Raw genomic sequence first — 26,670 nt, forward strand, 5'->3', positions numbered from 1 at the left:
GAACACGTTACACCGTCACAACAGGCACTCTTGGCGCCAGCGCGCACATCAGTTCATACCCAACGGTGCCCGCCGCAGCGGCCACGTCGTCAATTTTGACCTCGTTGCCCCACAGCTCTACCGGCGAGCCGATACCCGCCTGGGGACACGGCGTTAAATCAATGGCCAGCATATCCATTGAAACGGTACCTACCGTGCCCGTGCGTACGCCATCGACCCATACCGGCGTGCCGCTCGGGGCGATGCGCGGATAACCGTCTGCATAACCACCTGCTACAATACCAATACGCTGTTCGCCCGACGCCCGGAAGCGGCTGCCATAGCCCACCGTATCGCCCGCTTTCAGCGTCTGCACGCCAATGATTTCACTGCGCAGGGTCATCACCGGCTTCAGGCCGCTGTTGGCGATATCCTGCCACTGGCCGGAAGGCGACGCGCCGTACAGCACGATCCCCGGACGCACCCAGCTGTAGTGCGCCTCAGGATGCCAGAGCGTAGCCGCTGAGTTCGACAGCGAACGCGGGCAGTCCAGCCCTTCTGCCGCCTGCTCAATGCGTACCATGGCATCGGCAATGCCGTCCGGCTTTTCCGCATCGGCGAAGTGCGCCATCAGCGTCATCTCACCGACGTTTTTCAGCGCACGCAGCTGCTGCCAGACCGTGTGAACCCGCTCGGGCTGGAAGCCCAGACGGTTCATGCCGCTGTTCACTTTGAGATAGATATCCAGCGGGGCATGCAGCTTCGCGTCCTGAATGGCCTTGATCTGCCAGTTACTGTGCACGCTGGTCGTCAGTCGGTACTTGTCCAGCAGCGGCAGATCTTCTGCATGGAAGAATCCTTCCAGCAGCAGAATCGGCCCTTTCCAGCCGCGCTCGCGCAGCAGGATGGCCTCTTCCAGGTTGAGCAAGGCAAAACCGTCGGTGGCGCCGAGCGCACTCCAGATACGATCGATACCATGACCGTAGGCGTTAGCCTTCACCACCGACCAGACACGAGAACCCGGCGCAGCACGGCGAACAATTTGCAGGTTATCCTTCAGCGCCTGCAAATCCAGCTGGGCCAGAATTGGACGGGACATGACAACTCCTTAATTATGCGCGCCGTGCAGGTGCTGGGGGCGCGAGGGGGTAAACCCTGATTGATAGCGTGCGGCGCTCAAATCGTCAAACGGTATAGCCGGGGTGCGACCGGAGATCAGGTCGCTCAGCAGCTGGCCCGAACCGCAGGCCATGGTCCAGCCAAGCGTACCGTGTCCGGTGTTGGTCCACAGATTTTTGTACGGCGTACGGCCAACAATCGGCGTGCCGTCTGGGGTCATCGGGCGCAGGCCCGTCCAGAACGTCGCCCGCTCAATAAAGCCACCGCGCGGGAAGAGATCCCCGACGACCATCTCCAGCGTTTCACGACGCGGTTTGAGCAGCTCGGTATTGAAGCCCACGATCTCCGCCATGCCGCCGACGCGGATCCGGTTATCGAAGCGGGTGATGGCGATTTTGTAGGTTTCATCAAGAATGGTAGAGACCGGCGCGCCGCTGTCCTCTTTCACCGGGATAGTCAAAGAGTAGCCTTTCAGCGGATAAACCGGGATATCCAGAATGCCTTTCAGCATCGCGGTAGAGAAGGAGCCAAACGCCATCACGTAGGCATCGGCTTTGATCACCTCTTCCCCACACTTCACGCCGTAAATCTTCTCCCCTTCTGACAGCAGCTTGTCGACAGAGGTGTTGAAGCGGAACGTCACTCCCGCCTGCTCGCACATGCGCGCCAGACGCTGGGTGAACAGCTGGCAGTCGCCGGTTTCATCGTTCGGTAAACGCAGGCCGCCCGTGAGCTTGTGCGCCACCTCGGCAAGCGCCGGCTCCACCTGCGCCAGCTGGCTGGCTTCCAGCAGCTGATACGGTACGCCAGCATCTTCCAGCACGGCGATATCGCGGGTAGCGTTTTCGTACTGTTGCTCGGTGCGGAACAACTGAAGCGTACCGCCCTGGCGCCCTTCATATTCAATGCCCGTCGAGGCGCGCAGCGCCTTCAGGCAGTCGCGGCTGTATTCCGCCAGGCGAACCATGCGCCCTTTGTTTTCCATGTAGTGGCGGGTGTCACAGTTGCGCAGCATCTGCCACATCCACTTCAGCTGGAAGGGCGAACCGTCCAGGCTGATCGCCAGCGGCGCGTGTCGCTGGAACATCCATTTAATCGCCTTCAGCGGCACGCCGGGGGCCGCCCACGGGGCAGCATAGCCCGGGGAAATTTGCCCCGCATTCGCCGCACTGGTTTCCAGAGCCGGACCGGATTCGCGATCGATAACGGTAACCTCATGTCCTGCCTGACTTAAATACCAGGCGCTGGTTACGCCAACGACACCACTTCCCAGTATGACAACACGCATAGCCACTCCATTATGAGCAAAAGAACAATCATCTAATTACAGATTGATAACCTAGTTGAAAATATTATTCAACATATGACTTTTTTATGGTGACTTAACTCACATATCCCGCTGTATCAGGGGATAACGCTTATTTGGGATCTCCTGCTGCGCGTTATTTTTAACCAGTATAAAATTCTGCGACCTCCGTTTTTTTTGCCGTATCGAAAACGGGAAATCGCAAAGAAAAAATTTCTGCGCCCCGCGTATTTGAATGGGGTGATCTATGCTTGAAAGGAGGCTCTCCAGTCAGAGAGAGCGACCGACAACGAGGGCGCGCTAATGGCTACAATAGATTCCATGTCCAGGGACAGTACCCGTCTGAGCGATGGACCCGACTGGACCTTCGAGTTGCTGGATGTCTACCTGGCGGAGATCGACCGGGTTGCCAAACTCTATCGTCTGGATACCTACCCCCATCAGATTGAAGTCATCACCTCTGAACAAATGATGGACGCTTACTCCAGCGTCGGGATGCCGATAAACTATCCGCACTGGTCGTTTGGCAAAAAGTTCATTGAGACAGAGCGGCTGTATAAGCACGGGCAGCAGGGGCTGGCGTATGAAATCGTCATTAACTCTAACCCGTGTATCGCCTATCTGATGGAGGAGAACACCATTACCATGCAGGCGCTGGTGATGGCGCACGCCTGCTACGGTCATAACTCGTTCTTCAAAAATAACTATCTGTTCCGCAGCTGGACGGACGCCAGCTCCATCGTTGATTACCTCATCTTCGCCCGTAACTACATTACCGACTGCGAAGAGCGCTACGGCGTGGACGAAGTGGAGAAGCTACTGGACTCCTGCCACGCGCTGATGAATTACGGCGTTGACCGCTATAAGCGCCCGCAGAAAATCTCCTTGCAGGAGGAGAAAGCCCGGCAGAAGAGCCGCGAGGAGTATCTGCAAAGCCAGGTGAATATGCTGTGGCGTACCCTGCCGAAACGTGAGGAGGAGAAAACCGTCGCCGAGGCGCGTCGCTATCCTTCCGAGCCGCAGGAAAACCTGCTCTACTTTATGGAGAAAAACGCCCCGCTGCTGGAGCCGTGGCAGCGTGAGATCCTGCGCATCGTGCGCAAGGTGAGCCAGTATTTCTATCCGCAGAAGCAGACCCAGGTCATGAACGAAGGCTGGGCGACCTTCTGGCACTACACCATTCTGAACCACCTCTATGACGAGGGAAAAGTCTCTGAACGGTTTATGATGGAGTTTCTGCACAGCCACACCAACGTGGTGTTCCAGCCGGCGTACAACAGCCCGTGGTACAGCGGCATTAACCCTTACGCGCTCGGCTTTGCCATGTTCCAGGATATCAAGCGTATCTGCCAGTCGCCCACCGAAGAGGACAAATACTGGTTCCCGGATATTGCGGGCTCCGACTGGCTGGAAACGCTGCACTTCGCGATGCGTGATTTTAAGGATGAGAGCTTTATCAGCCAGTTCATGTCGCCGAAGATCATGCGTGATTTCCGCTTCTTTACGGTACTGGATGATGACCGCAACAACTACCTGGAGATCTCGGCGATCCATAACGAGGAAGGCTATCGGGAGATCCGCTCGCGTCTGTCGTCCCAGTACAATCTAAGCAACCTTGAACCGAACATTCAGGTGTGGAACGTGGATCTGCGCGGCGACCGCTCTCTGACGCTGCGCTATATCCCGCACAACCGCGCGCCGCTGGATAAAGGGCGTAAGGAAGTGCTGAAGCACGTGCATCGCCTGTGGGGGTTTGACGTATTGCTGGAGCAGCAGAACGAAGACGGCAGCGTGGAACTGCTGGACCGGTGCCCGGCGCGGATGAATACGCTGTAGTGGGGTTTTTTGCCCGGTGGCGCTACGGTATGAACCGGAAACATGGGTAACACTTTAGACCGGATACATGGGTAACAGTTATAACTGGCATAGAAGAGGAGACTCGCTATGCCCTGGACTGAGACCCGACCTATGCAACGCCTTGATTTTATCCGTGCCTGCCATGCAGGTACGGACTCCTTCTCCGCTCTTTGCCGTCTTTTTGGCATCAGCCGTAAAACAGGCTATAAATGGCTTCAGCGGTTTGACCCTTCTGACCTGTCATCTCTCTCTGACCGGTCGCGTGCGCCACGCTCCCACTCCCGGACGGTTCCCGATTATATCGTCGGACACCTGACTGCCCTGCGTCAAAAACACCCTGACTGGGGCCCCAAAAAACTGCGGATGTGGCTCCTCAACCATCATGTCGATTTTACCGTACCTGCTGCCAGCACTGTCGGCGATATCCTCAAGCGTGAAGGCCTGGTTCCGGATAAAAAGCGAAAACGCAGAACCCCGGGCAATCGCCAGCCCCTGACCATCATCAGTGAAAACAATCAGGTCTGGAGCGCTGATTTTAAAGGTAAGTTCAGGCTGCTGAGCAGAGAGTACTGCCATCCCTTCACCCTGACCGACAATCACAGCCGGTATCTTCTGAGCTGCCGGGGAACGGACCGGGAGAGTGAGCCCTTCGTCAGACAGTGCCTGACAGATGCGTTCCTGGAATACGGTCTGCCGGAAGTGCTCAGAACCGATAACGGTCAGCCCTTCGCGGGAACAGGAATAGCCGGATTAAGTCGCCTTGCCGTCTGGCTAATCAAGCTGGGCATCAGGCCGGAGCGTATCAGAAAGGGTCATCCGGAAGAAAATGGCCGCCATGAGCGAATGCACCGTTCCCTGAAAAGTGCAGTGAAACAGGGCAACACCTTCATGACGATGGAAGAACAACAGCGGTGGTTCAGTGATTACCGGGAAGAATTTAACTACGAAAGGCCGCATGAAGCCCTGGCGGGTGCAACGCCCGGAACGGTATGGCATCCCTCGAACCGGCACTGGGATGGCAGTGTTCCTGACTATGCTTATCCGGAAGGAGGTAAGGTCTACAGGGTGAAATCGAGGGGGACACTCTATATGGGGAAAAAGGGGACGGTGTTCCTGAGTGAAGCGCTGACGGATGAGTACATCATGCTGGAAGAACAAGATGATGGCCTTGAGGCCATCATCTTTAACGGAATAACGCTTGCGTACTATGACCGGAAAACCCAGAGTGTGCTCCGGATAGACTAAAATGTGTTACCTATGTTCCCGGTCTGATCTGTCACCTATGTATCCGGTCATACACTACGCTTACCGGGCCTACGGGACCTGTAGGCCGGGTCAGGCGAAGCCGCCACCCGGCGAAAAAAAACCTCTCAATCGAGAGGTTTTTTCTTTTATCGGCCCTGAATCGCCAGATCGCCCGGCAGCGTTTTCTGCATTCGGTGCCAGATTTCACCGGAGTCGTGACCGTAACGACGCACCGTTTCATAAACCTGGTCGTGCAGCCCCTCGGTGCAGAGTTTGCTCAGCTTATGGTAGAAGCCGAGCGCCAGGCTGCGGGCTTCAGGGTTAGCAAAGTAGTGACGACCAATGCGCGTATATAACCCTTTCATCCCATTCAGGATCAGACCGTAAACCGGATTGCCGGAGGCAAACGCCAGACCGCGGAACACGTTGTAGTCCAGGGTTGCAAAGGCATCCGCATGGTCCTCCACCTCATTGGCGGTGGCGAGCACCTTCAGCGCATCTTCAGGGTGCTGACGAAACGCGGTGCGGATGAAAATAGTAGCGATGTTGGTGCGCACCGAAAGCAGATTATCAATCAGCTGCGGTACGCTTTCGTGGTCGAGACGCGCCAGCGTTTCCAGAATATTCAGCCCGGACGTTTCCCAGAAGTTGTTCACTTTAGTGGGTTTGCCATGCTGTATCGTCAACCAGCCATCGCGCGCCAGACGCTGGAGCACTTCTCGCAGCGTGGTACGGGTGACGCCAATCAGTTCAGAGAGTTCGCGTTCAGCAGGTAGAATTGATCCCGCAGGGAAACGATTATTCCAGATGCTTTCAATGATGTACTCTTCCGCGAAACCCGCCGGGCTCTGCGCCTTAATGACCATAGTGAGATTTCCATTACACAGCTTTAGCAAATTGCACTCATCATACCAGAGGCGGACTGAGGCAGATAGCGCAGCCGAGACAGAAAAGAGGGATCGCCGTTTCATTTTTATGAAATTTACAAAATGGCGTTAACGCCCTCACCGACGCCATTTTTGCGTATACTGATGTCTTGTCTTATTTGACGGGGAAAGGACGTCTGTCGTGGAAATTTCGTTTGGGCGCGCGCTGTGGCGCAACTTTTTAGGTCAGTCACCTGACTGGTACAAACTCACTTTACTGGTATTCCTGGTCGTTAATCCCGTTATCTTCTTGCTGAATCCCTTTGTTGCCGGATGGCTGTTGGTCGCCGAGTTTATCTTTACCCTGGCGATGGCGCTGAAGTGTTATCCGCTATTGCCCGGCGGGCTGCTGGCACTGGAGGCCGTGGCCACGGGAATGACCAGCGCGGAGCACGTTAAAAACGAGATTGCGTCGAATCTTGAAGTCCTGCTGCTGCTGATCTTCATGGTGGCCGGGATCTACTTTATGAAGCAGCTCCTGCTGTTTATCTTTACCCGTTTGCTGCTGAGCATTCCGTCGAAAACGCTTCTCTCGCTGGCGTTTTGCCTCGCCGCGGCTTTCCTTTCAGCCTTCCTGGACGCGCTGACGGTGGTGGCGGTAGTGATCAGCGTCGCCGTCGGTTTTTACGGAATTTACCACCGGGTGGCCTCGTCTCGTCCCGGCGATAACTTGCAGGACGACAGCCACGTTGAGGCGCACCACCGCGACGTGCTGGAACAGTTCCGCGCGTTTCTGCGCTGCCTGATGATGCACGCGGGCGTGGGTACGGCGCTGGGCGGCGTGATGACCATGGTCGGGGAGCCGCAAAACCTGATCATCGCTAAAGCGGCCGGGTGGCATTTTGGCGAATTTTTCCTGCGCATGGCGCCGGTCAGCGTGCCCGTGCTGGTCTGTGGATTAGCGACCTGCGTGCTGGTCGAGAAATTTAACCTCTTTGGGTATGGCGCGACGTTGCCCGATCAGGTCCGCCATGAGCTGCAAAAGTTTGACGAGCAGAGCCGCAAACAGCGTACGCGTCAGGAGACGCTGCGCCTGATTGCACAGGGTTTTATTGGCGTGTGGCTTATCGCTGCGCTGGCCTTGCACCTTGCCGAAGTGGGGCTCATTGGCCTGTCGGTGATTATTCTGGCAACCAGCCTGAGCGGCGTAACGGACGAACATGCTATCGGTAAAGCCTTTACCGAAGCGCTGCCGTTTACCGCCCTGCTGGCGGTATTTTTTGCCGTCGTGGCGGTGATTATTGACCAACATCTGTTCGCGCCCATTATCGCTTTTGTGCTTCAGGCTACGCCAGATTCGCAGCTTACGCTGTTCTATTTGTTTAACGGCCTGTTGTCTTCCATCTCCGATAACGTCTTCGTCGGGACGGTATACATTAATGAGGCCAAAGCCGCGATGGAGCAAGGCATTGTCAGCAGTGAACAGTTTGAGCTGCTGGCGGTGGCGATCAACACCGGAACCAACCTGCCCTCGGTGGCAACCCCGAACGGTCAGGCGGCATTCCTCTTCCTGCTGACCTCGGCGCTGGCGCCGCTCATACGGCTTTCTTATGGAAGAATGGTCTGGATGGCGCTGCCGTATACGCTGGTGCTTACCCTGGTTGGTTTGCTGTGCATCAAAATTACTCTCGTTCCCTGTACGCAATGGTTGTTACAAGCAGGTATACTTGCGGCGCATTAAAATTCGTTTACACTGCGCTGTCTAAGCATGTTCCAGGGAAATGATTATGTTGCGATTTTTGAACCAGTGCTCACGCGGTCGCGGAGCGTGGTTGTTGATGGCCCTGACCGCCTTTGCGCTGGAAATGGTCGCGCTGTGGTTTCAGCATGTGATGGGGCTGAAACCTTGCGTACTGTGTATTTATGAGCGTTGTGCGCTGTTCGGCATTATGGGCGCGGGTCTGGTCGGTGCAATTGCACCCAAAACACCGTTACGCTATGCGGCGATTGCCATCTGGCTGTACAGCGCCTGGAAAGGGATTGCGCTTTCCTGGGAGCACACCCAGATGCAGCTTCATCCGTCACCGTTTATGACCTGCGATTTTGCGGCCCGCTTCCCGGGCTGGCTGCCGCTGGATAAGTGGCTGCCGCAGGTGTTCGTTGCCTCCGGTGACTGCTCCGTACGCCAGTGGGAGTTTCTGACGCTGGAGATGCCGCAATGGCTGGTGGGCATTTTCGTCGCCTACTTCGTGGTGGCGCTGCTGGTGCTGATTGCCCAGCCGTTCAGACCGAAAAAACGCGATCTTTTTGGGCGTTAATGTGCCCGGCGGCGCTTCGCTTGCGCGAGCCTACGGTTTAGTAGGTCGGGTAAGCGCAGCGCCACCCGCCACAACAGCGCACAATAAAAAACCCGCCTCGGCGGGTTTTTTATTATCAGCGGTTGGGATGATTCATGATGTGGTCTTCCCAGTCCCGCACCTCTGACTCTTTCACCGCAATATGGCGCACGGAAATACGTTCGCCGTGCATTGCCGCTTTCGACCCCGTCAGCAGGGGATGCCACGCAGGCAAATCCTTTCCTTCCGCCAGCAGGCGATACGCGCAGGTATGCGGTAGCCACTCAAAGGTCGGCAGGTTTTCACGGGTTAACTTGATGCAGTCCGGCTCATATTCGAAACGGCGCTCGTAGTTGCGGCACTGGCAGGTTTTGATGTTTAACTGCTTGCACGCTACGTTGGTGAAATAGATTTCGTCCGAATCTTCATCCATCAGCTTATGCAGGCAGCACTGCCCGCAGCCGTCACACAACGATTCCCACTCCGCGTCGGTCATGTCGTCGAGCGTTTTGCTTTGCCAGAAAGGAATATCGTTCATCGGGATGTCCACACGTCAAAATAGAGCGCACCTTATAACGAGTCTGGCACGTTGATGCAAGTTTTGCCGCCCTTTTCAGGCGGCAAGGTGCTTTTACAGCACGCGGGTTTTTAGCGACAGGCCGTTAAAACTGACGTCCAGCTCGTCGCCAGCGTGCAGCGGGCCCACGCCTTCCGGGGTGCCGGTCAGGATCACATCGCCGGGTTTCAGGGTGAAGAAGCGGCTCATGTAGGCAATTAGCGGAACGATCTTATGGATCATATCGGCGGTCGAGCCCTGCTGGCGGATCTCGCCGTTGACCTTCAGGCTGAGCGGTGTATTCTGCGGATCGTCGGTAAATTCACTCACCGGAACGAAACCGGAAATCGGGCATGAATTATCAAAACCCTTGGCTTTTTCCCACGGCTGCCCCGCTTTCTTCATTTTGCCCTGAACGTCGCGTAGCGTCAGGTCAAGCGCAACACCGTAACCCGCAATCGCTTTCTCTACGTGCTCTTCGGTGGCCTGACGCAGCGTGGCGCCGATCAGCACCGCCAGCTCCACTTCATGATGCACCGAGCCCAGTCCCTGCGGCAGAGCCAGCGGCTGACGAATATCGCATAGTGCAGTTTCTGGCTTAATAAACAGAACCGGCTCTTCCGGCACGGCGCTCCCCATCTCCTGAATGTGTTTTGCATAGTTGCTGCCTACGCAGACCACTTTGCTGACGGGATAATCCAGTAATGCACCTTGCCAGTTATGATGTTGATACATGCTCGACCCCTAATCGGTTGATGGGTTGTTCCCGGCGTGACCCGGGCTTATTTCTTTCCGCTCATCTCAAGATGCTGTTTTAATAAATTCTCCGGCGGTGGCGGAAGCTGTAAATAATAGCCCTGTTCGGTCAACGCCTTTTTGACTTTTTCCAGATCGGCGTTCACCAGCTTCTTGCGGCCGTCCAGCGGCAGCAGCATCGCCAGCTGCGGTCGGCCAAAACTTTTCATTAATTCCTCAGGCACGCGGGAAAAATCGTCTTTCTTTTCGACATAAAGGTAGGTCTGGTCGCGGCTCGTACTTCTGTAGATCACACAAAACATGTTTTTACTCTGAATTAACGGGTGGTTGCTTGCCTCAATATACTCCTGACTATAACATGCCTGATACTCTTCGGAATATCGCGGCGATGTGCTGCGGTTAATAGCAAATTGAGTAAGGCCAGGATGTCAAATACGCCCATCGAGCTTAAAGGCAGTAGCTTCACCTTATCAGTGGTTCATTTGCATGATGCAAAACCCGAGGTTATTCGTCAGGCGTTAGAAGACAAAATCGCGCAGGCTCCCGCTTTTCTTAAGCATGCTCCTGTCGTCGTCAACGTAAGCGACCTTGAGGGTCCGGTTAACTGGAAGCGACTCCAGCAGGCCGTCACCTCTACGGGCTTACGCATCGTGGGTATTAGCGGCTGCAAAGACGCTGAACTGAAAGCCGAAATTGACCGCGCAGGTTTGCCTTTGCTGAACGAAGGCAAAGAAAAGGCCCCACGTGCAGCGCCTGCACCCGTTCCCGCTCCCCCGCCTCCGGCGCAAAATGTAACCCCGGTCACAAAAACGCGATTGATTGATCTGCCGGTTCGTTCCGGTCAGCGCATTTATGCGCCAAACTGTGATCTGATTGTTACAAGCCACGTCAGCGCGGGCGCGGAACTGATTGCGGATGGCAATATTCACGTTTACGGTATGATGCGAGGGCGTGCGCTTGCGGGCGCCAGCGGCGATCGAGAAGCACAAATTTTTTGTACTCACCTGACGGCAGAACTGGTGTCTATCGCAGGTGAATATTGGCTGAGCGACAAAATCCCAGCCGAATTTTATGGCAAAGCGGCCCGTCTGCAACTGGCAGACAACGCTTTGACCGTTCAACCGTTAAATTGATCCCTTTTAACAAGGAATTTCTATGGCACGCATTATTGTTGTGACTTCGGGTAAAGGAGGCGTTGGCAAGACCACCTCCAGCGCGGCCATCGCTACTGGTTTGGCCCAGAAGGGAAAGAAAACCGTCGTAATCGACTTTGATATCGGTCTGCGTAACCTGGACCTGATCATGGGCTGCGAGCGTCGCGTGGTGTATGACTTCGTCAACGTCATTCAGGGCGATGCCACGCTTAACCAGGCGCTGATTAAAGACAAGCGCACCGAGAACCTCTACATCCTCCCGGCCTCCCAGACCCGTGACAAAGACGCGCTGACCCGTGAAGGCGTGGAAAAGGTGCTCGACGAACTGAAAAAGATGGAGTTCGACTTCGTGGTCTGCGACTCCCCTGCCGGTATCGAAACCGGCGCGCTGATGGCGCTCTACTTCGCGGATGAAGCCATCATCACCACCAACCCGGAAGTCTCGTCAGTACGCGACTCCGACCGTATTCTCGGCATTCTGGCGTCGAAATCTCGTCGTGCGGAAAATGGCCAGGAGCCGATCAAAGAGCACCTTCTGCTGACCCGCTACAATCCGGGCCGCGTAAATAAAGGTGACATGCTGAGCATGGAAGACGTGCTGGAAATCCTGCGCATCAAACTGGTTGGCGTGATCCCGGAAGATCAGTCCGTACTGCGCGCCTCTAACCAGGGCGAGCCGGTGATTCTGGATACACAGGCAGACGCGGGTAAAGCGTATGCGGATACCGTTGATCGTCTGCTGGGAGAAGAACGTCCTTTCCGCTTCATTGAAGAAGAGAAGAAAGGTTTCCTCAAACGCCTGTTCGGAGGATAAGTTATGGCATTACTGGACTTTTTTCTCTCGCGGAAAAAAAGCACCGCCAACATCGCAAAAGAACGTCTGCAAATTATCGTTGCGGAGCGTCGTCGTAGCGACGCCGAACCGCACTACCTGCCGCAGTTGCGCAAAGACATTCTGGAAGTGATCTGCAAGTACGTGCAGATTGACCCGGAAATGGTCACCGTTCAGCTGGAGCAAAAAGACGGGGATATTTCGATTCTGGAGCTGAACGTGACGCTTCCGGAAGCGGAAGAGTCGCGTTAAACCGTTTGCGGTTCGTCGTATCGTAGGCCGGGCAAGCATCGCGCCGCCCGGCAATTTCCCCGGTGGCGCTGCGCTTACCGGGGTTATACTTGTTTAGCGCGGATACCCTTCCAGCAAGGTGTTCAGGCGTTCTGCCATCAGTTCCCCCCGCCATCCGGCGACCAGTTCCGGTAAACCATGTTGCGGTTTCAACTTCCAGTGCCAGTTCAGCAGCTGGTTAATCTGACGACGTGAAGCCAGCAGCTCCGCGCTCAGCTTGCTTTCGCTCGCCACCGTCTGCACCAGCGCTTTGATATCTTTGAATGCCTTGCGGTAGCCCGGCATATCCATCAGGTTAAGCAGCGGCTCTGGCAGCGCGTCGTCCGGCACCTGCTGGGCTTTTTCCACCAGCGCCAGCAGCGTTTTACCGTGGAAGCGGATCTCGCTCCCGGAAAGGCCAATGCTGTCCAGCTCGCCAAGGCTGCCCGGCATATAGCGCGCCACCGCCCACAGGTGCTCTTCGCGCACCACAAAGTTAACCGCCAGGTCGCGCTCGCGCGCTTTACGCAGGCGCCAGTCCGCCAGCAGTTGCAGGCAGGCCAGCTGACGCGTGCGCAGCTGCCAGGCGTTGGTGATATCACGCCAGGCGTCTTTCGGGTCGACCACTTCCTGGCGACGCTGCTGCGTCATGCGACACTCGTCCAGCGCGGCAGACAGCCAGCCTGACGCCTCCGCCTCTTTCATCAGCTGGCCGGCAATCGGCAGCAGGTAGAAGACGTCCGCCGCGGCATATTCAAGCTGACGCGCGGTCAGCGGGCGCGCGAGCCAGTCCGTGCGCGATTCGCTCTTATCCAGCGTCAGGCCGGTGTACTCTTCCACCATCGCGGCGAAACCCCAGGAGAGCGGGCGACCGCTGAACGCCGCGAGGATCTGGGTATCAATCAGCGGTTCCGGCATGATGCCAAAGGTATTGAGGAACACTTCCAGATCTTCACTGCCGGCGTGCAGATATTTGGTCACGGCGGTATCGAGCAACAGCGCGCGCATCGGCGCCCAGTCGGTGATGCCAAGGGGGTCAATCAACGACACGTGCTTGCCGTCATACATCTGGATCAGGCCCAGCTGCGGGTAGTACGTGCGGGTGCGGACAAATTCCGTATCCAGGGCGATAGCGGGAAAATCACGCGTCACCTCGCACAGCGAAGCCAGCTCGTCGTTGGTAGTGATCATCTGGTAATTCAAATCGGACTCTCTTTTGTTTGCGCCCATAAAAAACGCCGGCTTAACCGGCGTCTGGGCGATTAACGTGAAGCTCAGGCCTTATTGTCCACTTTGGCACGGGCTTCGTCACGTAATTCTCGTCGTAATATCTTTCCGACGTTGGATTTCGGCAGCTCATCGCGGAATTCCACCAGCTTCGGCACTTTATAGCCCGTCAGCTGCCGGCGACAAAACGTTATCAGCGCTTCCTCGGTAAGAGAAGGATCTTTCCTGACCACAAATATCTTCACCGCTTCCCCGCTGCTGCCGGAGGGAACGCCCACCGCTGCCACTTCCAGCACGCCGCTGTGCTGCATCACCACGTCTTCGATTTCGTTCGGATAGACGTTGAAACCGGAAACGAGGATCATGTCTTTCTTGCGATCGACGATGCGCAGGAAGCCTTCGTCGTCCATCACAGCGATGTCGCCGGTGTACAGCCAGCCGTCTTTGATGATCTCGTCCGTGGCATCCGGGCGTTGCCAGTAGCCCAGCATCACCTGCGGCCCTCTTACGCACAGCTCGCCCGGCTCGCCGTGAGGCACTTCGTTACCCTCATCGTCCACCAGTTTAGCTTCCGTTGACGGCACCGGCAGGCCGATACTGCCGCTGTGGTAGTCGATGTCATGCGGGTTAACGCTGACCAGCGGGGCGCACTCCGTCAGGCCATAGCCTTCCAGCAGATACTGCCCGGTGAGTTTGACCCAACGCTCGGCAACCGCCTGCTGAACCGGCATCCCGCCGCCCGCAGAGAGGTGCAGCGTGGAGAAATCCAGCTGCTGAAACTCTTTATTGTTGAGCAGAGCGTTAAACAGTGTGTTCACGCCGGTCATGGCGGTGAACGGGTATTTCGCCAGCTCTTTGACCAGCCCCGGAATGTCGCGCGGGTTAGTAATCAGAACGTTCTGGCCGCCCAGCTCGATGAACAGCAGGCAGTTCATGGTCAGCGCAAAAATGTGATACAGCGGAAGCGCGGTGATCACCAGTTCTTTGCCCGGGTGCAGCAGCGGCCCGTAAGTGGCGTTAACCTGTTCCAGGTTCGCCAGCATGTTGCGGTGGGTCAGCATCGCCCCTTTCGCCACGCCGGTGGTGCCGCCCGTGTATTGCAGGAAGGCCAGGTCCTCTGAGACCACTTCAGGCTTGACGTACTGCATGCGATAGCCCGCATGCAGCGCGCGGCGGAAGGAGATGGCATCCGGCAGATGGTATTTCGGCACCAGGCGCTTAACGTATTTAACGACAAAGTTGACCAGCGTACCTTTCGCGGTAGAGAGCTGGTCGCCCATGCGCGTCAGAATGACGTGCTTAACCTGGGTTCTTTCAACGACTTTTTCCAGCGTGTGGGCAAAGTTGGAGACAATCACAATCGCCGCCGCACCGCTGTCATTCAGCTGATGTTCCAGCTCGCGCGGGGTATAAAGCGGGTTGACGTTAACAACGATCATCCCTGCCCTGAGGATCCCGAACAGCGCCACCGGATATTGCAGCAGGTTTGGCATCATCAGCGCGACGCGATCCCCTTTCTGCAACCCCAGCCCCTCCTGCAAATAGGCTGCAAACGCCCGGCTGCGCTCCTCCAGCTTACGGAAGGTCATCACTTCGCCCATGTTCACAAATGCGGGCTGGTCGGCGTAGCGCCGTACCGAGTGTTCAAATAATTCAATCAGGGATTGATAACGGTCAGGATTGATCTCCGCAGGGACATCCGCGGGATAACGGTTAAGCCAAACCTTTTTCAATGCATCACCTCTGAAATGAGTATTCGTCGTCATCACAGCCCCGATAATAAACAGTTTGTTAACATTATATTAACTCAGCGTACCAGTTTATTAATTGTTCAGATTACAGGTTGCGAAGCGCGTCACTCTTTTTTTTCGTTTTAAGCGTAAAAAAACAGAGACAGCGGCTGAGCCGCTGTCTCTTTACTATAAATAACAGGAAGTTACTCAGTTACGATGGTTTGTACCTGTGCAGGACCGGGGTTATACCAGCCCCAGCCACCGTAGCCGTAACGGTACGGATGAGGGCCCCACATCCACGGATCGATAGGCTGTGGCGGCATCACCACCTGCTGGGCGATACGCCAGCGCTTGTAGCCGTTAACCTGCATGGTCATGAATTTGTACGGCGTATTGCCGATTTTACCTGCTACCGAACCGGTAATCGGCCCGACGACGGTCACCAGCTGTCCGCGGAAATCAACCGGATCGAGGAAGCCGCTGACGTCAGCGTAGATCCGCCCGCGCGAGGCTTCACCCAGAATCGGCCGCGCGCCGTCGTCCAGCGGAACGGTGGCGATTTCCAGACGGGTTTTACCCTGCTGATTAACGACCTCAACTACCTTGCCGCCAAACCGCGCTTCCTGCCCGACATAGAGCTCCGGGGCGTTCATCACGCGTACCAGATCCTGCTGTGGCGTCGGGCTGGTGCCCTTGATCGCATCAGGAACGGTGACGCAACCGCTCAGTGCTATGGCAACAACGCCTGCCATAAGAAGGCGTACAACTTTAGTCTGAACCGCCATGATGCGACTCCTTTTTCTCAGTTCCTGTTACTGAGATTCATTCGCGGCCTGGAAGTTTCTTCCACGCGACGGTGTTTCGTAAATAAACGGGTTCAGCGTGCTCAACCGCCACGGTTTTACCTGCGTCAAGCAGCTGACGGGCAATCGGCAGCATATCTTCTGCGGCGGGCAGGAGCATGTTGCCGTCCACCAGCGTAATACCGGTTTCCTTCGCCATCTCAGGCCATGCCGGCCAGCCGGTTCCCACCGTCGCCCACTCGCCGGAGAGCTGCTTCAGGCGCTCAGTCACGGCTTCGGGCTTGAGCACCGCCTCGGTCTCTTCGCCGTGCCAGACGCCGTTTTCATCACGGGTATATTCCGCCCAGTACACTTCCCCCATACGGGCGTCGATGGCAGCCAGCACGCGGGTAGCGCCGGTCATACGCCAGGCGCCCTGCGCCATCGTGGCAAGCGTTGAGACGCCGATCATCGGCAGGTCGGCGCCCAGCGCCAGCCCCTGCGCAATGCCAATCCCGATACGCACGCCCGTAAAGCTGCCCGGGCCACGGCCATAGGCCAGCGCGTCGAGGTCGGTCAGGGCGGCGTTGCCCTCGGTCAAAATGGTTTTTACCAGGGGAAGAATACGCTGGGTATGCTCCCGGGGGCACTCTTCGAAATGGGCAAAGGTCTTACCGTCGTTCCACAGGGCAACGGAACACGCCTCTGTTGCGGTATCAATAGCCAGAATTCGCATTGGTCGTCGCGCTCTCGCAAGGGTCAGTCACAAAATGGCGCGCATCTTAACACACTCCGGCGAGAATTACTCCGCCGTTGGGTTCGCCAGGAAGCGGACCGCGCGTTTAATATCCCGCGTGCGCGGCGCGGGCGGAAGGCTGGCGAGGAAGGTCGCGCCGTAGGGGCGCATCACCAGGCGATTATCGCAGATCACCAGCACGCCGCGGTCGGTGACGTCGCGGATCAGTCGCCCTACTCCCTGCTTAAGCGTAATGACCGCATCCGGAAGCTGGACGTCATCGAACGGATCACCCCCGCGCAGACGGCAATCCTCCATGCGCGCTTTCAGGAGCGGATCGTCCGGGGATGTGAACGGCAGCTTATCGATAATCACCAGCGAGAGCGTATCGCCGCGCACGTCCACCCCTTCCCAGAAGCTGCTGGTCGCCACCAGCAGGGCATTACCGGCGCTGACAAACTGCTGGAGCAGCTGGCCTTTACTGGTTTCCCCCTGTAACAGCACCGGCAGCGTCATGGTGGCGCGGAACTGCTCGGCCAAATCGCGCATCATGGCGTGGGATGTACACAGCATGAAACAACGCCCGTTGTTGGCCTCAATCATCGGCTTCAGCATGGCAGCCAGATGGCGCGCGGCCCCCGGCTGGTTAGGCAGCGGCAGATTGCGCGGCACGCACAGCAGCGCCTGTTTTTCGTAGTCGAACGGGCTCGGCAGAAGCAGAGATTCAGCCTGCTCAATGCCAAGGCGCTCGGTAAAGTGATGCAGATCGTCATTCACCGACAGCGTGGCCGAGGTAAAGACCCAGGTGCCGGGCTTTTGCGCCATCACCTCTTTGAATTTATCGGCAACGGTCAGCGGCGTCAGCGCCAGGGTGAAGTGGCGGGAGGTGCATTCGTACCAGTAGCTGTACCCCGGCTGGTTGATCTCTTTCAGCCGTTTCAGCCGCCCGCGATAGAGCGTGGCGCGTTCAAAGGCAGCGTCTAACAGGGCGGAACGGCCCAGTGACAGCTTCGCCACGTCGTAGCAGAGCTCAAGGGCATCATCGAGCAGCAGCAGCGCGCGCTGGATATTTTTGTCTGCCAGCAGTTCACGCAGGTTGCCGCGATAGCCCGGCTCGCCAAGCTGTAAGCGGAAATCCTGCGCGCATTGTGCCAGGCGGTCCGCGCACTTCTGCAACTGCTGGGTATCTTTGAGTTCGGTGCGATAGGCAATGGTGATATCTTTCGCCAGATCCTGAAGCTGACGGCTGGAGAGCGACTGGCCAAAATACTGGCTGGCGATGTCCGGAAGCTGATGGGCTTCATCGAAGATCATCACCTCCGCCTCCGGGATCAGCTCGCCAAATCCACTGTCCTTGACCACCATATCCGCAAGAAACAGGTGATGGTTCACCACCACCACGTCGGCATCCATCGCTGTTTTACGCGCTTTCACCACAAAACAGTCTTTATACAGCGGGCAGTCGCTGCCGAGGCAGTTGTCGTTGGTGCTGGTCACCAGCGGCCAGGCCGGGGAGTCTTCCGGCACGCTCGCGCAGGTGCTGATGTCCCCCTCCTCCGTCTGGTTGGCCCAGGCGCGCAGGACGATCACATCACTCAGGGTTTGTACCGGCAGATCTCCGCCGGCCAGCGCCTGCTGTTCAAGACGCTCCAGGCACAGGTAGTTTGAGCGCCCTTTCAGCAGGGCCAGACGCCCTTTGTATTTCAGCGCTTTCGCCACCGTGGGCAAGTCGCGGCTGTAGAGCTGGTCCTGGAGCGCTTTCGACCCCGTAGAGATGATCACCTTCTTTTTCGCCCGCAGCGCAGGGGCGAGGTAAGCATAGGTTTTCCCCGTACCGGTTCCGGCCTCCACGACCAGCGGCTGCGCTTTGTCGATAGCGTGCGCGACGGCATGCGCCATCTGACGCTGGGGTTCACGCGGTTTAAAACCGGGAATAGCCTGTGCTAACTGACCCTCTGGGGAAAAATCGTCTGCCACGGTGTTCTCTCACTGTATTTTTGCACAGGGATTATGTCAGCCCCTTCTCTCCGGTGCCACCCCAAATAGTGACGACGGCGGAACATTATGGCAGTCTTGCCGCCTGACGACGAAAGATAACGAGGATACGTTTATGACAATTACGCGCATTGATGCCGAAGCCCGCTGGTCTGATGTGGTGATCCATAACCAGACGCTGTACTACACCGGTGTCCCTGCCAATCTGGACGCTGACGCCTTCGAGCAGACGGCGAACACCCTGGCGCAAATTGATGCTGTGCTGGAAAAACAGGGCAGCGATAAATCCCGCATTCTGGATGCGACGATTTTTCTGGCGAATAAAGACGATTTCGCGGCGATGAACAAAGCCTGGGATGCGTGGGTCGTGGCGGGTCACGCGCCTGTACGCTGCACCGTACAGGCCACGCTGATGAAACCGGAATACAAAGTTGAGATCAAGATTATCGCGGCAGTGTAAGCCAGTTATTCTTCATCTTCATCCTCAAAACGCGCCACGATACGCTCACCGGTATGGGTGGCGCGAAGTTCTTCCGCGACCTGGGAAATCGCCTGTCCGCTGCTCATCCCCTGGGACATCAGCTCCTGAATACGTTCAACGGCTTTCTGCTGTTGGTCATGGCTGAGAGAAGGTAAACCTGCAAACATCGTTAACTCCTGCTAAATTATTCGCGCTAATTATTTCACGCTGCCCGGTAGTATGCCATACATGAACATGCGCTTCCCCACTGTTATTACCTTGCCCTGGCGTACGGACGCCGCCGAGTTCTGGTTTGCCCGTCTGAGCCATCTTCCTTTCGCCATGCTGCTGCACTCAGGCCATGCGGATCACCCTTACAGCCGTTTTGATATTCTGGTGGCCGATCCGGTGAAAACGCTGACGACCGATGAGCTGTCGCCAACGGACGATCCGCTGCTGCGGCTTCAGCAGGAGATAAACGCGCTGGGCTTATCCGCCACGCCGAACCCGGACCTTCCTTTCCAGGGAGGCGCGCTGGGGCTGTTTGGTTACGATCTGGGTCGTCGATTCGAAAAGCTGCCCGAGTTAGCGCAGGCGGATATTGCCCTGCCGGATATGGCGGTGGGGCTGTATGACTGGGCGCTGATCGTGGATCACCGTAAACAGACGGTCTCCCTGCTGAGCCACCGTGACGTGCAGGCGCGTCTGGCCTGGCTTGAGGCGCAACGGCCCGCCGTAACGGATCAGTTTATGCTGACCTCCGGCTGGCGCTCAAACATGAGCGCGATGGAATACGCGGAAAAATTCTCACGCGTGCAGGCGTATCTGCAAAGCGGCGACTGCTATCAGGTGAACCTGGCCCAGCGCTTCCAGGCAGCATACCGGGGGGATGAATGGCAGGCGTTTATCCGCCTCAATGCCAGCAACAAGGCGCCGTTCAGCGCGTTTATACGCCTGGAGCGCGGCGCGATCCTCAGCCTTTCGCCCGAGCGTTTTATCCATCTGGCGGAAGGGACGATTCAGACCCGGCCGATCAAGGGCACCCTGCCGCGCCTTGCCGATCCGGATGCAGACCGTCAGCAGGCGGAGAAGCTGGCTGCCTCGCCCAAAGATCGTGCCGAAAACCTGATGATTGTCGATCTGATGCGCAATGACATTGGCCGCGTCGCCGAGCCGGGCAGCGTGCGCGTACCGGAGCTGTTTATCGTGGAGCCTTTCCCGGCGGTGCATCATCTGGTCAGCACCATTACCGCCCGTCTGCCGTCCTCGCGCACCGCCTGCGATCTGCTCCGCGCCGCGTTTCCGGGGGGCTCCATCACCGGCGCGCCAAAGGTGCGCGCGATGGAGATTATCGACGAACTGGAACCCCATCGACGCAACGCCTGGTGCGGCAGCATCGGCTATGTGAGCCTGTGCGGAACCATGGACACCAGCATCACCATTCGCACGCTCACCGCCTGCGACGGGAATCTTTACTGCTCCGCAGGCGGTGGCATTGTGGCCGACAGCCAGGCCGGGGCGGAATATCAGGAAACGTTTGATAAAGTGAATCGTATCCTGAAACAACTGGAGAACTCACGGTGAAGAAAGAAAACCTGACGCTGGATGATTTTTTGTCGCGCTTTCAGCTTCTGCGGCCCCAGGTTAACCGCGCCACGCTGAATCAACGTCAGGCGGCGGTGCTGATCCCGGTAGTGCGTCGTGAACAGCCGGGTCTGTTGCTTACCCAGCGCGCACCGCATATGCGAAAACACGCCGGTCAGGTTGCGTTTCCCGGCGGCGCGGTGGACAGCACCGATGCTTCCCTGATTGCCGCCGCGCTGCGCGAGGCGCACGAGGAAGTGGCGATCCCCCCGGAAGCGGTGGAGGTGATCGGCGTGCTGCCGCCGGTCGACAGCGTCACCGGTTTTCAGGTCACGCCGGTGGTCGGCATTATTCCGCCCGATCTTCAATATCACGCCAGCGTCGATGAAGTTTCAGCTGTGTTCGAAATGCCGCTTGAAGAGGCCCTTCGTCTGGGTCGCTATCACCCGCTGGATATTCACCGTCGCGGGCACGATCATCGGGTCTGGCTATCGTGGTATCAGCATTATTTTGTCTGGGGCATGACGGCAGGCATTATTCGTGAACTGGCGCTGCAAATCGGCCTGAAGCCTTGACTATACTTTACATTCCACCCTTTTCTGGCAGGTTTGCGATCGGCGTCGCGCTATTAGCAAAACCATCGTTAACCATTAGTTTAATTCATGTGAATAGTTAAGCCGAGGTTGGTGTTCCCTCTTACACTATGCGCAGTTATAACATCGTTACTGGAACCCCAGTAACCCTGTCAGGAGTGTGAAAGTGATTAGTATATTCGACATGTTCAAAGTGGGGATTGGCCCGTCCTCTTCCCACACTGTAGGGCCGATGAAGGCCGGTAAACAGTTCGTCGATGATCTGGTCGAAAAAGGATTACTGGAAAGCGTTACCCGTGTCGCCGTAGACGTTTACGGTTCACTGTCATTAACGGGTAAAGGCCACCACACCGATATCGCCATTATTATGGGTCTGGCGGGCAACATGCCGGACACTGTTGATATTGATGCCATTCCGGCATTTATCCGCGACGTGGAAACGCGCGGACGCCTGCTGCTGGCTAACGGTCAGCATGAAGTGGACTTCCCGCAGGATGACGGGATGCGTTTTCGCAGCGACAACCTGCCGCTGCACGAAAACGGCATGACCATCCACGCCTGGAGCGGCGAAAAAGAGATCTACAGCAAAACCTACTACTCCATCGGCGGTGGCTTCATCGTTGACGAAGAACACTTTGGTAAAGAGAGCGCGGGCGACGTCAATGTGCCCTATCCGTTCAAATCCGCCACCGAAATGCTGGGCTACTGCAAAGAGACCGGTCTGTCCCTCTCCGGCATGGTGATGAAGAACGAGCTGGCGCTGCACAGCAAGAAAGAGATCGAAGACTATTTTGCTAACGTATGGCAAACCATGCGCGCCTGTATCGATCGCGGTATGAACACCGAAGGCGTTCTGCCGGGCCCGTTGCGCGTGCCGCGTCGTGCATCCGCGCTGCGCCGTATGCTGGTCACCACCGACAAATTCTCCAACGACCCGATGAACGTGGTTGACTGGGTGAACATGTTTGCTCTGGCGGTGAACGAAGAGAACGCCGCAGGGGGCCGCGTGGTGACCGCGCCGACCAACGGCGCGTGCGGTATCGTTCCGGCGGTGCTGGCCTACTACGATCACTTTATCGAGCCCGTCACGCCGGACATCTACATCCGTTATTTCCTCGCGGCAGGCGCCATCGGCGCGCTGTACAAAATGAACGCCTCTATCTCCGGTGCGGAAGTGGGCTGTCAGGGTGAAGTGGGCGTTGCCTGCTCCATGGCGGCAGCGGGACTGGCGGAGCTGCTGGGCGCAAGCCCTGAGCAGGTTTGCGTGGCGGCGGAAATCGGCATGGAGCACAACCTCGGTCTGACCTGTGACCCGGTTGCCGGCCAGGTGCAGGTGCCGTGCATTGAGCGTAACGCCATCGCCTCCGTTAAGGCCATCAACGCCTCGCGCATGGCGATGCGCCGCACCAGCGAGCCCCGCGTGTCGCTGGATAAGGTTATCGAAACCATGTACGAAACCGGCAAGGACATGAATGCGAAGTACCGCGAGACCTCCCGCGGTGGTCTGGCCATTAAGGTGCAGTGCGACTAATCCTTCCTTTCGCCCATCCACAACGGATGGGCGAATTTTCTCCTCTCGTCTCGTCGCTTCACGTAATCCCCACTACACTGTCACTGTTGCGTCTGGCTCTTCCGGCCGGTGCTTAACAGGCGACCGTTCATGCAAACTGCACAAACGATCATTAAAGACTATCGCCGAAAACGCGTTATCGTCTGCGTCACGGTTGCGCTCATGACGCTCGTCCTGACGTTGGGCATTCGCTTTATTTCACAGCGCAACATAAATCAGGATCGTATCCAGGACTTCGCTCAGAGCACCGTCCGCGCGCTGGACAAGGTGCTGATGTCCCTGGAAACCCACCGTGAAACCCTCATCGCGCTGGTGGGTGAACCCTGTTCCGGGGTGAATCTTGTCCTGCGAAAACAGGCGGCGATTCTGCAAACCGTACGCTCAATCGCCCTTGTAAAAGACGGCACGCTGTATTGCTCAAGCGTGTTCGGTATTCGTAATGTTCCCGTCAGCGAATTTCACCCGATCCTGCCGGCGAACGATCCCAGGCTATTGTTATTGACCGACCGGTGGCTGTTAAAGGGCAGCCCGGTGCTGATCCAGTGGTCCCCCGTGGCGGGCCGGAGCAAGGATGGGGTGATGGAGGTGGTGAATATCGATCTCATCACCAAAATGATCCTTGAGCCGCAGCGGCCGCTGATTACCGACGTTGTCCTCAAGGTGGGCGATAATTTTCTCCGCGACGGGCAACAGGTCACGAATACGCTGACCTTCGATGAACACGCATTCCTGCTGGAACAGTCGTCACAGCGGTATCCCTTCAGCGTCACTGTCAGCGGCCCGGGGCCAGGCGAAATGGCGTTGAGAAATCTGCCCACTCAGCTGCCGCTGGCGCTGATGCTCAGCTTACTGATGGGCTATATCGTCTGGCTCGCCACGGCGCGGCGCATCAGTTTCACCTGGGAAATCAATATGGGGATTGCCGCCCGGGAGTTTGAACTCTTCTGCCAGCCGCTGATGAATGCCCGCACGCGGGAGTGCGTCGGCGTCGAGATCCTTCTGCGCTGGAATAACCCGCGTCAGGGATGGATCTCACCCGATGTCTTTATCCCTCTGGCCGAAGAACATAACCTGATTGTTCCGCTTACCCGCTACGTCATCAGCGAAACGGTGCGGCAGATAGGCTATTTCCCGGCCTCGCGCGATTTCCATATCGGCATTAACGTGGCCGCCAGTCATTTTCGCCGCGCTGCGCTGATCCGGGATCTCAACCGCATCTGGTTTAACGCCAATCCGGTTCAGCAGCTGATTGTGGAGTTAACTGAACGCGATGCGTTACTTGATGTGGATTACCGCATCGTGCGCGAGCTGCACCGTAAAGGGGTGAAACTTGCGATTGATGATTTTGGTACCGGCAATAGCTCACTTTCGTGGCTTGAAAAGCTGCGTCCGGACGTGCTGAAAATTGATAAATCCTTCACCACCGCGATCGGCACCGACGCCGTGAACTCAACGGTCACGGATATCATTATTGCGTTGGGCCAGCGGCTGAATATAGAACTGGTTGCGGAAGGGGTTGAAACCGAGGAGCAGTCGCGCTATTTGCGCCGTCACAGCGTACACATTTTGCAGGGGTTCTTGTATGCGCGGCCAATGCCGCTGCGGGAGTTCCCGACATGGCTGGCGGAAAGTGCCTCTCCGCCAGCCCGTCACAATGGACACATCGTGCCGTTATTGCCGTTACGCTAGCAAGCGTTACTCTTCTTCGTCGTGTGCAGACTGCTCTTTAACAATACGCACCATATCAACGCGATAGTCGTTGGCTTCAACGATGGTAATTTGCAGCGGCGGCAGCTCCAGCACATCCCCGACACGCGGGATCTGTCCGTTAACGGCAATCACCAGCCCTGCCACGGTGGCGATGTCTTCATCGTCATTGACCACGTTTTCGACGCCCAGCGTGTGCGAGAGCGCGTGCAGATCGGTGGTACCTTTCACCAGCCAGCCGTCACCATCGGCAACGATTTCCGGCGTTTCATCCGCATCGGGGAATTCACCCGCGATCGCTTCCAGCACGTCAAGCGGCGTGACAAGACCCTGTACCACACCAAATTCGTTGGTGACGATAACAAAACTGCCGCGGGCACGACGCAGCACGCCCAGCAGGTTAATCGGATCCAGCGTCTCCGGCACCACGATGGCAGGCGACGCGGCTGCAACGGCCTCGACGTTGACGCCCTCTTCCAGCGCCACGAGCATCTCTTTCGCGCGCACCACGCCGATGATCTCATCCAGCTCGCCCCGACAGACCGGGAACAGGCTGTGCGGCGAGGAGAGCAGCTGCTGACGAATTTCGTCGACGCTCAGGTTGGCATCCACCCAGCTGATTTCTCCGCGCGGCGTCATAATGCCGCGCAGGGAGCGGGAGGCCAGCGAAAGCACGCCGTTGATCATATAGCGTTCTTCTTCCACAAACGCGCCTTCCGGCACCGGAACCGGGTTGCGGTTCTCGCTGTCCGCCTGCACGTTCACCTGGCGACGGCCGCCCATCAGGCGCAGGATCGCATCGGCGGTACGGGCGCGCAGCGGCTGATTCGACTGCTGTTTAATAAAGTTACGGCGCGCAATCTGGTTAAACAGCTCGATTAAGATCGAGAAGCCAATCGCGGCGTACAGGTAGCCTTTCGGAATATGGAAGCCAAAACCTTCTGCCACCAGGCTCAGACCAATCATCAGCAGGAAGCTCAGACACAGCACCACTACCGTCGGATGCTGGTTAACGAAACGCGTCAGCGGCTTCGAGGCCAGCAGCATTACCGCCATCGCAATCACAACCGCCGCCATCATCACCGGCAGATGGTTCACCATGCCGACCGCCGTAATCACCGCATCCAGCGAGAAGACCGCATCAAGCACCACGATCTGAAGAACAACGACCCAGAAGCTGGCATAGCCTTTACCGTGTCCACCGTCGTGCTGCCGGTTTTCCAGCCGTTCATGCAGCTCCGTTGTGGCTTTGAACAGCAGGAAAAGCCCCCCCACCAGCATGATCAAATCGCGACCGGAGAAGGTGAAATCCATCACGGTGAACAGCGGCTTCGTCAGCGTAACCATCCACGAGATCACGGAGAGCAGGCCCAGTCGCATGATCAGCGCCAGCGAGAGGCCGATAAGACGGGCTTTGTCACGCTGTTTCGGCGGCAGCTTGTCCGCCAGGATGGCGATAAACACCAGGTTATCAATACCGAGAACGATCTCCAGCACGACCAGCGTAAGCAGTCCTACCCAGATTGACGGGTCCATTAAGAATTCCATGACACGCTCCTGCTAAAGGAATGACAAAACGGTGCCCCGCTGATTTCGGGCAGTTCAAAGGAAATGAGAGTCGATGCGTGGCGAAGATCGCCGGTGAATAAGGCGCGGGATGGCCTGGAAGATGACTGACGTCGGTGACGGTCCATATAGTGGGCTGTAGCCCTATACTCCTGAATAATTAAACGGACGCTAAACATATCAGAGACAATTGGTATTTAGCAAAGATTTACGTTCCTTTGCAAACTTCTGTAACACACGCAGTTTATCTTTTAGAAAAATCTGTAATGCGTAGCTAAATTACGGATCTTCATCACATAAATTATTTTTTCACTATCTAAAATAATTCGCGGAAGTCTTGGTTTTTTAGAACTCTAACCCTTATCTGAATCGATTCGGTTCGCCAATACGATTCTCAGTACGCCTGCCTGGCAGACGTATAAATGATAATAATAGGAGGTA

The 26,670-nt window shown here is 56.9% G+C and carries 25 protein-coding genes; 12 read left to right on the forward strand and 13 right to left on the reverse strand.

The window, feature by feature from the left end; translation table 11 throughout:
* Window positions 1-7: 7 nt before the first annotated feature.
* Together dadX and DBR02_RS22800 are read right to left on the reverse strand one after the other, a co-directional pair.
* The gene (dadX, locus tag DBR02_RS22795; protein ID WP_063449599.1) at window positions 8-1,078 is read right to left on the reverse strand and encodes a catabolic alanine racemase DadX; all 1,071 of its coding nucleotides are present in this window, start codon (window positions 1,076-1,078) and stop codon (window positions 8-10) included.
* Between the two features lie 9 nt (window positions 1,079-1,087).
* Window positions 1,088-2,386 carry a D-amino acid dehydrogenase gene (locus DBR02_RS22800; RefSeq protein WP_107535541.1) on the reverse strand — a complete coding sequence of 433 codons (1,299 nt, stop codon included), beginning with the start codon at window positions 2,384-2,386 and terminating at the stop codon, window positions 1,088-1,090.
* 321 nt (window positions 2,387-2,707) lie between these two features.
* Between DBR02_RS22800 and DBR02_RS22805 the strand changes: the two genes are divergently transcribed.
* Both DBR02_RS22805 and DBR02_RS22810 read left to right on the forward strand, forming a co-directional pair.
* A complete protein-coding gene (locus tag DBR02_RS22805; RefSeq protein WP_063449601.1) occupies window positions 2,708-4,240 on the forward strand; it encodes a SpoVR family protein in 1,533 nt (510 codons plus the stop codon).
* 108 nt (window positions 4,241-4,348) lie between these two features.
* Complete coding sequence (locus DBR02_RS22810; RefSeq protein ID WP_107533827.1) at window positions 4,349-5,506, forward strand: DDE-type integrase/transposase/recombinase; 1,158 nt, start codon at window positions 4,349-4,351, stop codon at window positions 5,504-5,506.
* A gap of 146 nt (window positions 5,507-5,652) precedes the next feature.
* On the opposite strand, the gene fadR is transcribed toward DBR02_RS22810, so the two are convergent.
* The gene (gene fadR / locus DBR02_RS22820; RefSeq protein ID WP_003859951.1) at window positions 5,653-6,372 is read right to left on the reverse strand and encodes a fatty acid metabolism transcriptional regulator FadR; all 720 of its coding nucleotides are present in this window, start codon (window positions 6,370-6,372) and stop codon (window positions 5,653-5,655) included.
* Window positions 6,373-6,574: 202 nt separating this feature from the next.
* Here fadR and nhaB point away from each other — a divergent pair, with 202 nt between their 5' ends.
* Together nhaB and dsbB are read left to right on the forward strand one after the other, a co-directional pair.
* On the forward strand, window positions 6,575-8,113 hold the full coding sequence (gene nhaB / locus DBR02_RS22825; RefSeq protein WP_107535542.1) for a Na(+)/H(+) antiporter NhaB: 1,539 nt from the start codon (window positions 6,575-6,577) through the stop codon (window positions 8,111-8,113).
* Between the two features lie 46 nt (window positions 8,114-8,159).
* Complete coding sequence (dsbB, locus tag DBR02_RS22830) at window positions 8,160-8,690, forward strand: disulfide bond formation protein DsbB (protein ID WP_063868496.1); 531 nt, start codon at window positions 8,160-8,162, stop codon at window positions 8,688-8,690.
* A 115-nt stretch (window positions 8,691-8,805) separates the two neighbouring features.
* On the opposite strand, the gene DBR02_RS22835 is transcribed toward dsbB, so the two are convergent.
* From DBR02_RS22835 to DBR02_RS22845, 3 genes are all read right to left on the reverse strand, one after another.
* Window positions 8,806-9,246, reverse strand: coding sequence for a YcgN family cysteine cluster protein (locus DBR02_RS22835; RefSeq protein WP_063449604.1), 441 nt, complete (start codon window positions 9,244-9,246; stop codon window positions 8,806-8,808).
* 93 nt (window positions 9,247-9,339) lie between these two features.
* On the reverse strand, window positions 9,340-9,999 hold the full coding sequence (locus tag DBR02_RS22840; protein WP_063449605.1) for a fumarylacetoacetate hydrolase family protein: 660 nt from the start codon (window positions 9,997-9,999) through the stop codon (window positions 9,340-9,342).
* Between the two features lie 47 nt (window positions 10,000-10,046).
* The gene (locus DBR02_RS22845) at window positions 10,047-10,322 is read right to left on the reverse strand and encodes a YcgL domain-containing protein (RefSeq protein WP_063449606.1); all 276 of its coding nucleotides are present in this window, start codon (window positions 10,320-10,322) and stop codon (window positions 10,047-10,049) included.
* Window positions 10,323-10,445: 123 nt separating this feature from the next.
* Between DBR02_RS22845 and minC the strand changes: the two genes are divergently transcribed.
* The 3 genes from minC to minE are packed head-to-tail and all read left to right on the forward strand — an operon-like array spanning window position 10,446 to window position 12,258.
* Window positions 10,446-11,153 carry a septum site-determining protein MinC gene (gene minC, locus DBR02_RS22850; protein ID WP_063868495.1) on the forward strand — a complete coding sequence of 236 codons (708 nt, stop codon included), beginning with the start codon at window positions 10,446-10,448 and terminating at the stop codon, window positions 11,151-11,153.
* Between the two features lie 22 nt (window positions 11,154-11,175).
* On the forward strand, window positions 11,176-11,988 hold the full coding sequence (minD, locus tag DBR02_RS22855) for a septum site-determining protein MinD (RefSeq protein WP_063449608.1): 813 nt from the start codon (window positions 11,176-11,178) through the stop codon (window positions 11,986-11,988).
* A 3-nt stretch (window positions 11,989-11,991) separates the two neighbouring features.
* Window positions 11,992-12,258 carry a cell division topological specificity factor MinE gene (gene minE, locus DBR02_RS22860; protein WP_003859937.1) on the forward strand — a complete coding sequence of 89 codons (267 nt, stop codon included), beginning with the start codon at window positions 11,992-11,994 and terminating at the stop codon, window positions 12,256-12,258.
* A 93-nt stretch (window positions 12,259-12,351) separates the two neighbouring features.
* Here minE and rnd read toward each other — a convergent pair whose 3' ends face one another.
* The 5 genes from rnd to DBR02_RS22885 all read right to left on the reverse strand — a co-directional run bounded on the left by rnd (window position 12,352) and on the right by DBR02_RS22885 (window position 18,731).
* Window positions 12,352-13,467, reverse strand: a complete 1,116-nt coding sequence (gene rnd / locus DBR02_RS22865; RefSeq protein WP_129741660.1) for a ribonuclease D — start codon at window positions 13,465-13,467, stop codon at window positions 12,352-12,354.
* 83 nt (window positions 13,468-13,550) lie between these two features.
* Entirely contained in the window at window positions 13,551-15,236 is a 1,686-nt protein-coding gene (fadD, locus tag DBR02_RS22870; protein ID WP_129741659.1) for a long-chain-fatty-acid--CoA ligase FadD, read from the reverse strand.
* A gap of 203 nt (window positions 15,237-15,439) precedes the next feature.
* Window positions 15,440-16,021, reverse strand: coding sequence for a Slp family lipoprotein (locus DBR02_RS22875; RefSeq protein ID WP_063449611.1), 582 nt, complete (start codon window positions 16,019-16,021; stop codon window positions 15,440-15,442).
* Between the two features lie 37 nt (window positions 16,022-16,058).
* Window positions 16,059-16,754: a tRNA (adenosine(37)-N6)-threonylcarbamoyltransferase complex dimerization subunit type 1 TsaB gene (gene tsaB / locus DBR02_RS22880; RefSeq protein WP_107535544.1), complete on the reverse strand. Its 696-nt coding sequence runs from the start codon at window positions 16,752-16,754 to the stop codon at window positions 16,059-16,061.
* 66 nt (window positions 16,755-16,820) lie between these two features.
* Window positions 16,821-18,731, reverse strand: coding sequence for an ATP-dependent DNA helicase (locus DBR02_RS22885; protein WP_023303884.1), 1,911 nt, complete (start codon window positions 18,729-18,731; stop codon window positions 16,821-16,823).
* A gap of 133 nt (window positions 18,732-18,864) precedes the next feature.
* Here DBR02_RS22885 and DBR02_RS22890 point away from each other — a divergent pair, with 133 nt between their 5' ends.
* Window positions 18,865-19,209 carry a RidA family protein gene (locus tag DBR02_RS22890; protein WP_003859927.1) on the forward strand — a complete coding sequence of 115 codons (345 nt, stop codon included), beginning with the start codon at window positions 18,865-18,867 and terminating at the stop codon, window positions 19,207-19,209.
* Window positions 19,210-19,214: 5 nt separating this feature from the next.
* On the opposite strand, the gene DBR02_RS22895 is transcribed toward DBR02_RS22890, so the two are convergent.
* The gene (locus DBR02_RS22895; RefSeq protein WP_003859925.1) at window positions 19,215-19,397 is read right to left on the reverse strand and encodes a YoaH family protein; all 183 of its coding nucleotides are present in this window, start codon (window positions 19,395-19,397) and stop codon (window positions 19,215-19,217) included.
* 61 nt (window positions 19,398-19,458) lie between these two features.
* Here DBR02_RS22895 and pabB point away from each other — a divergent pair, with 61 nt between their 5' ends.
* The 4 genes from pabB to DBR02_RS22915 all read left to right on the forward strand — a co-directional run bounded on the left by pabB (window position 19,459) and on the right by DBR02_RS22915 (window position 24,645).
* Window positions 19,459-20,793, forward strand: coding sequence for an aminodeoxychorismate synthase component 1 (gene pabB / locus DBR02_RS22900; RefSeq protein WP_107535545.1), 1,335 nt, complete (start codon window positions 19,459-19,461; stop codon window positions 20,791-20,793).
* Complete coding sequence (locus DBR02_RS22905) at window positions 20,790-21,368, forward strand: CoA pyrophosphatase (RefSeq protein ID WP_063868489.1); 579 nt, start codon at window positions 20,790-20,792, stop codon at window positions 21,366-21,368. The genes pabB and DBR02_RS22905 overlap by 4 nt, the downstream gene beginning before the upstream one ends.
* 184 nt (window positions 21,369-21,552) lie before the next feature.
* Entirely contained in the window at window positions 21,553-22,917 is a 1,365-nt protein-coding gene (gene sdaA / locus DBR02_RS22910) for an L-serine ammonia-lyase (protein ID WP_047354210.1), read from the forward strand.
* Window positions 22,918-23,046: 129 nt separating this feature from the next.
* Window positions 23,047-24,645: an EAL domain-containing protein gene (locus DBR02_RS22915; RefSeq protein WP_107535546.1), complete on the forward strand. Its 1,599-nt coding sequence runs from the start codon at window positions 23,047-23,049 to the stop codon at window positions 24,643-24,645.
* 6 nt (window positions 24,646-24,651) lie between these two features.
* Here DBR02_RS22915 and yoaE read toward each other — a convergent pair whose 3' ends face one another.
* The gene (yoaE, locus tag DBR02_RS22920) at window positions 24,652-26,211 is read right to left on the reverse strand and encodes a CNNM family cation transport protein YoaE (RefSeq protein ID WP_063449617.1); all 1,560 of its coding nucleotides are present in this window, start codon (window positions 26,209-26,211) and stop codon (window positions 24,652-24,654) included.
* Window positions 26,212-26,670: the final 459 nt, after the last annotated feature.

It is taken from the genome of Enterobacter cloacae complex sp. (assembly GCF_900322725.1).
GTDB lineage: Bacteria > Pseudomonadota > Gammaproteobacteria > Enterobacterales > Enterobacteriaceae > Enterobacter > Enterobacter quasihormaechei.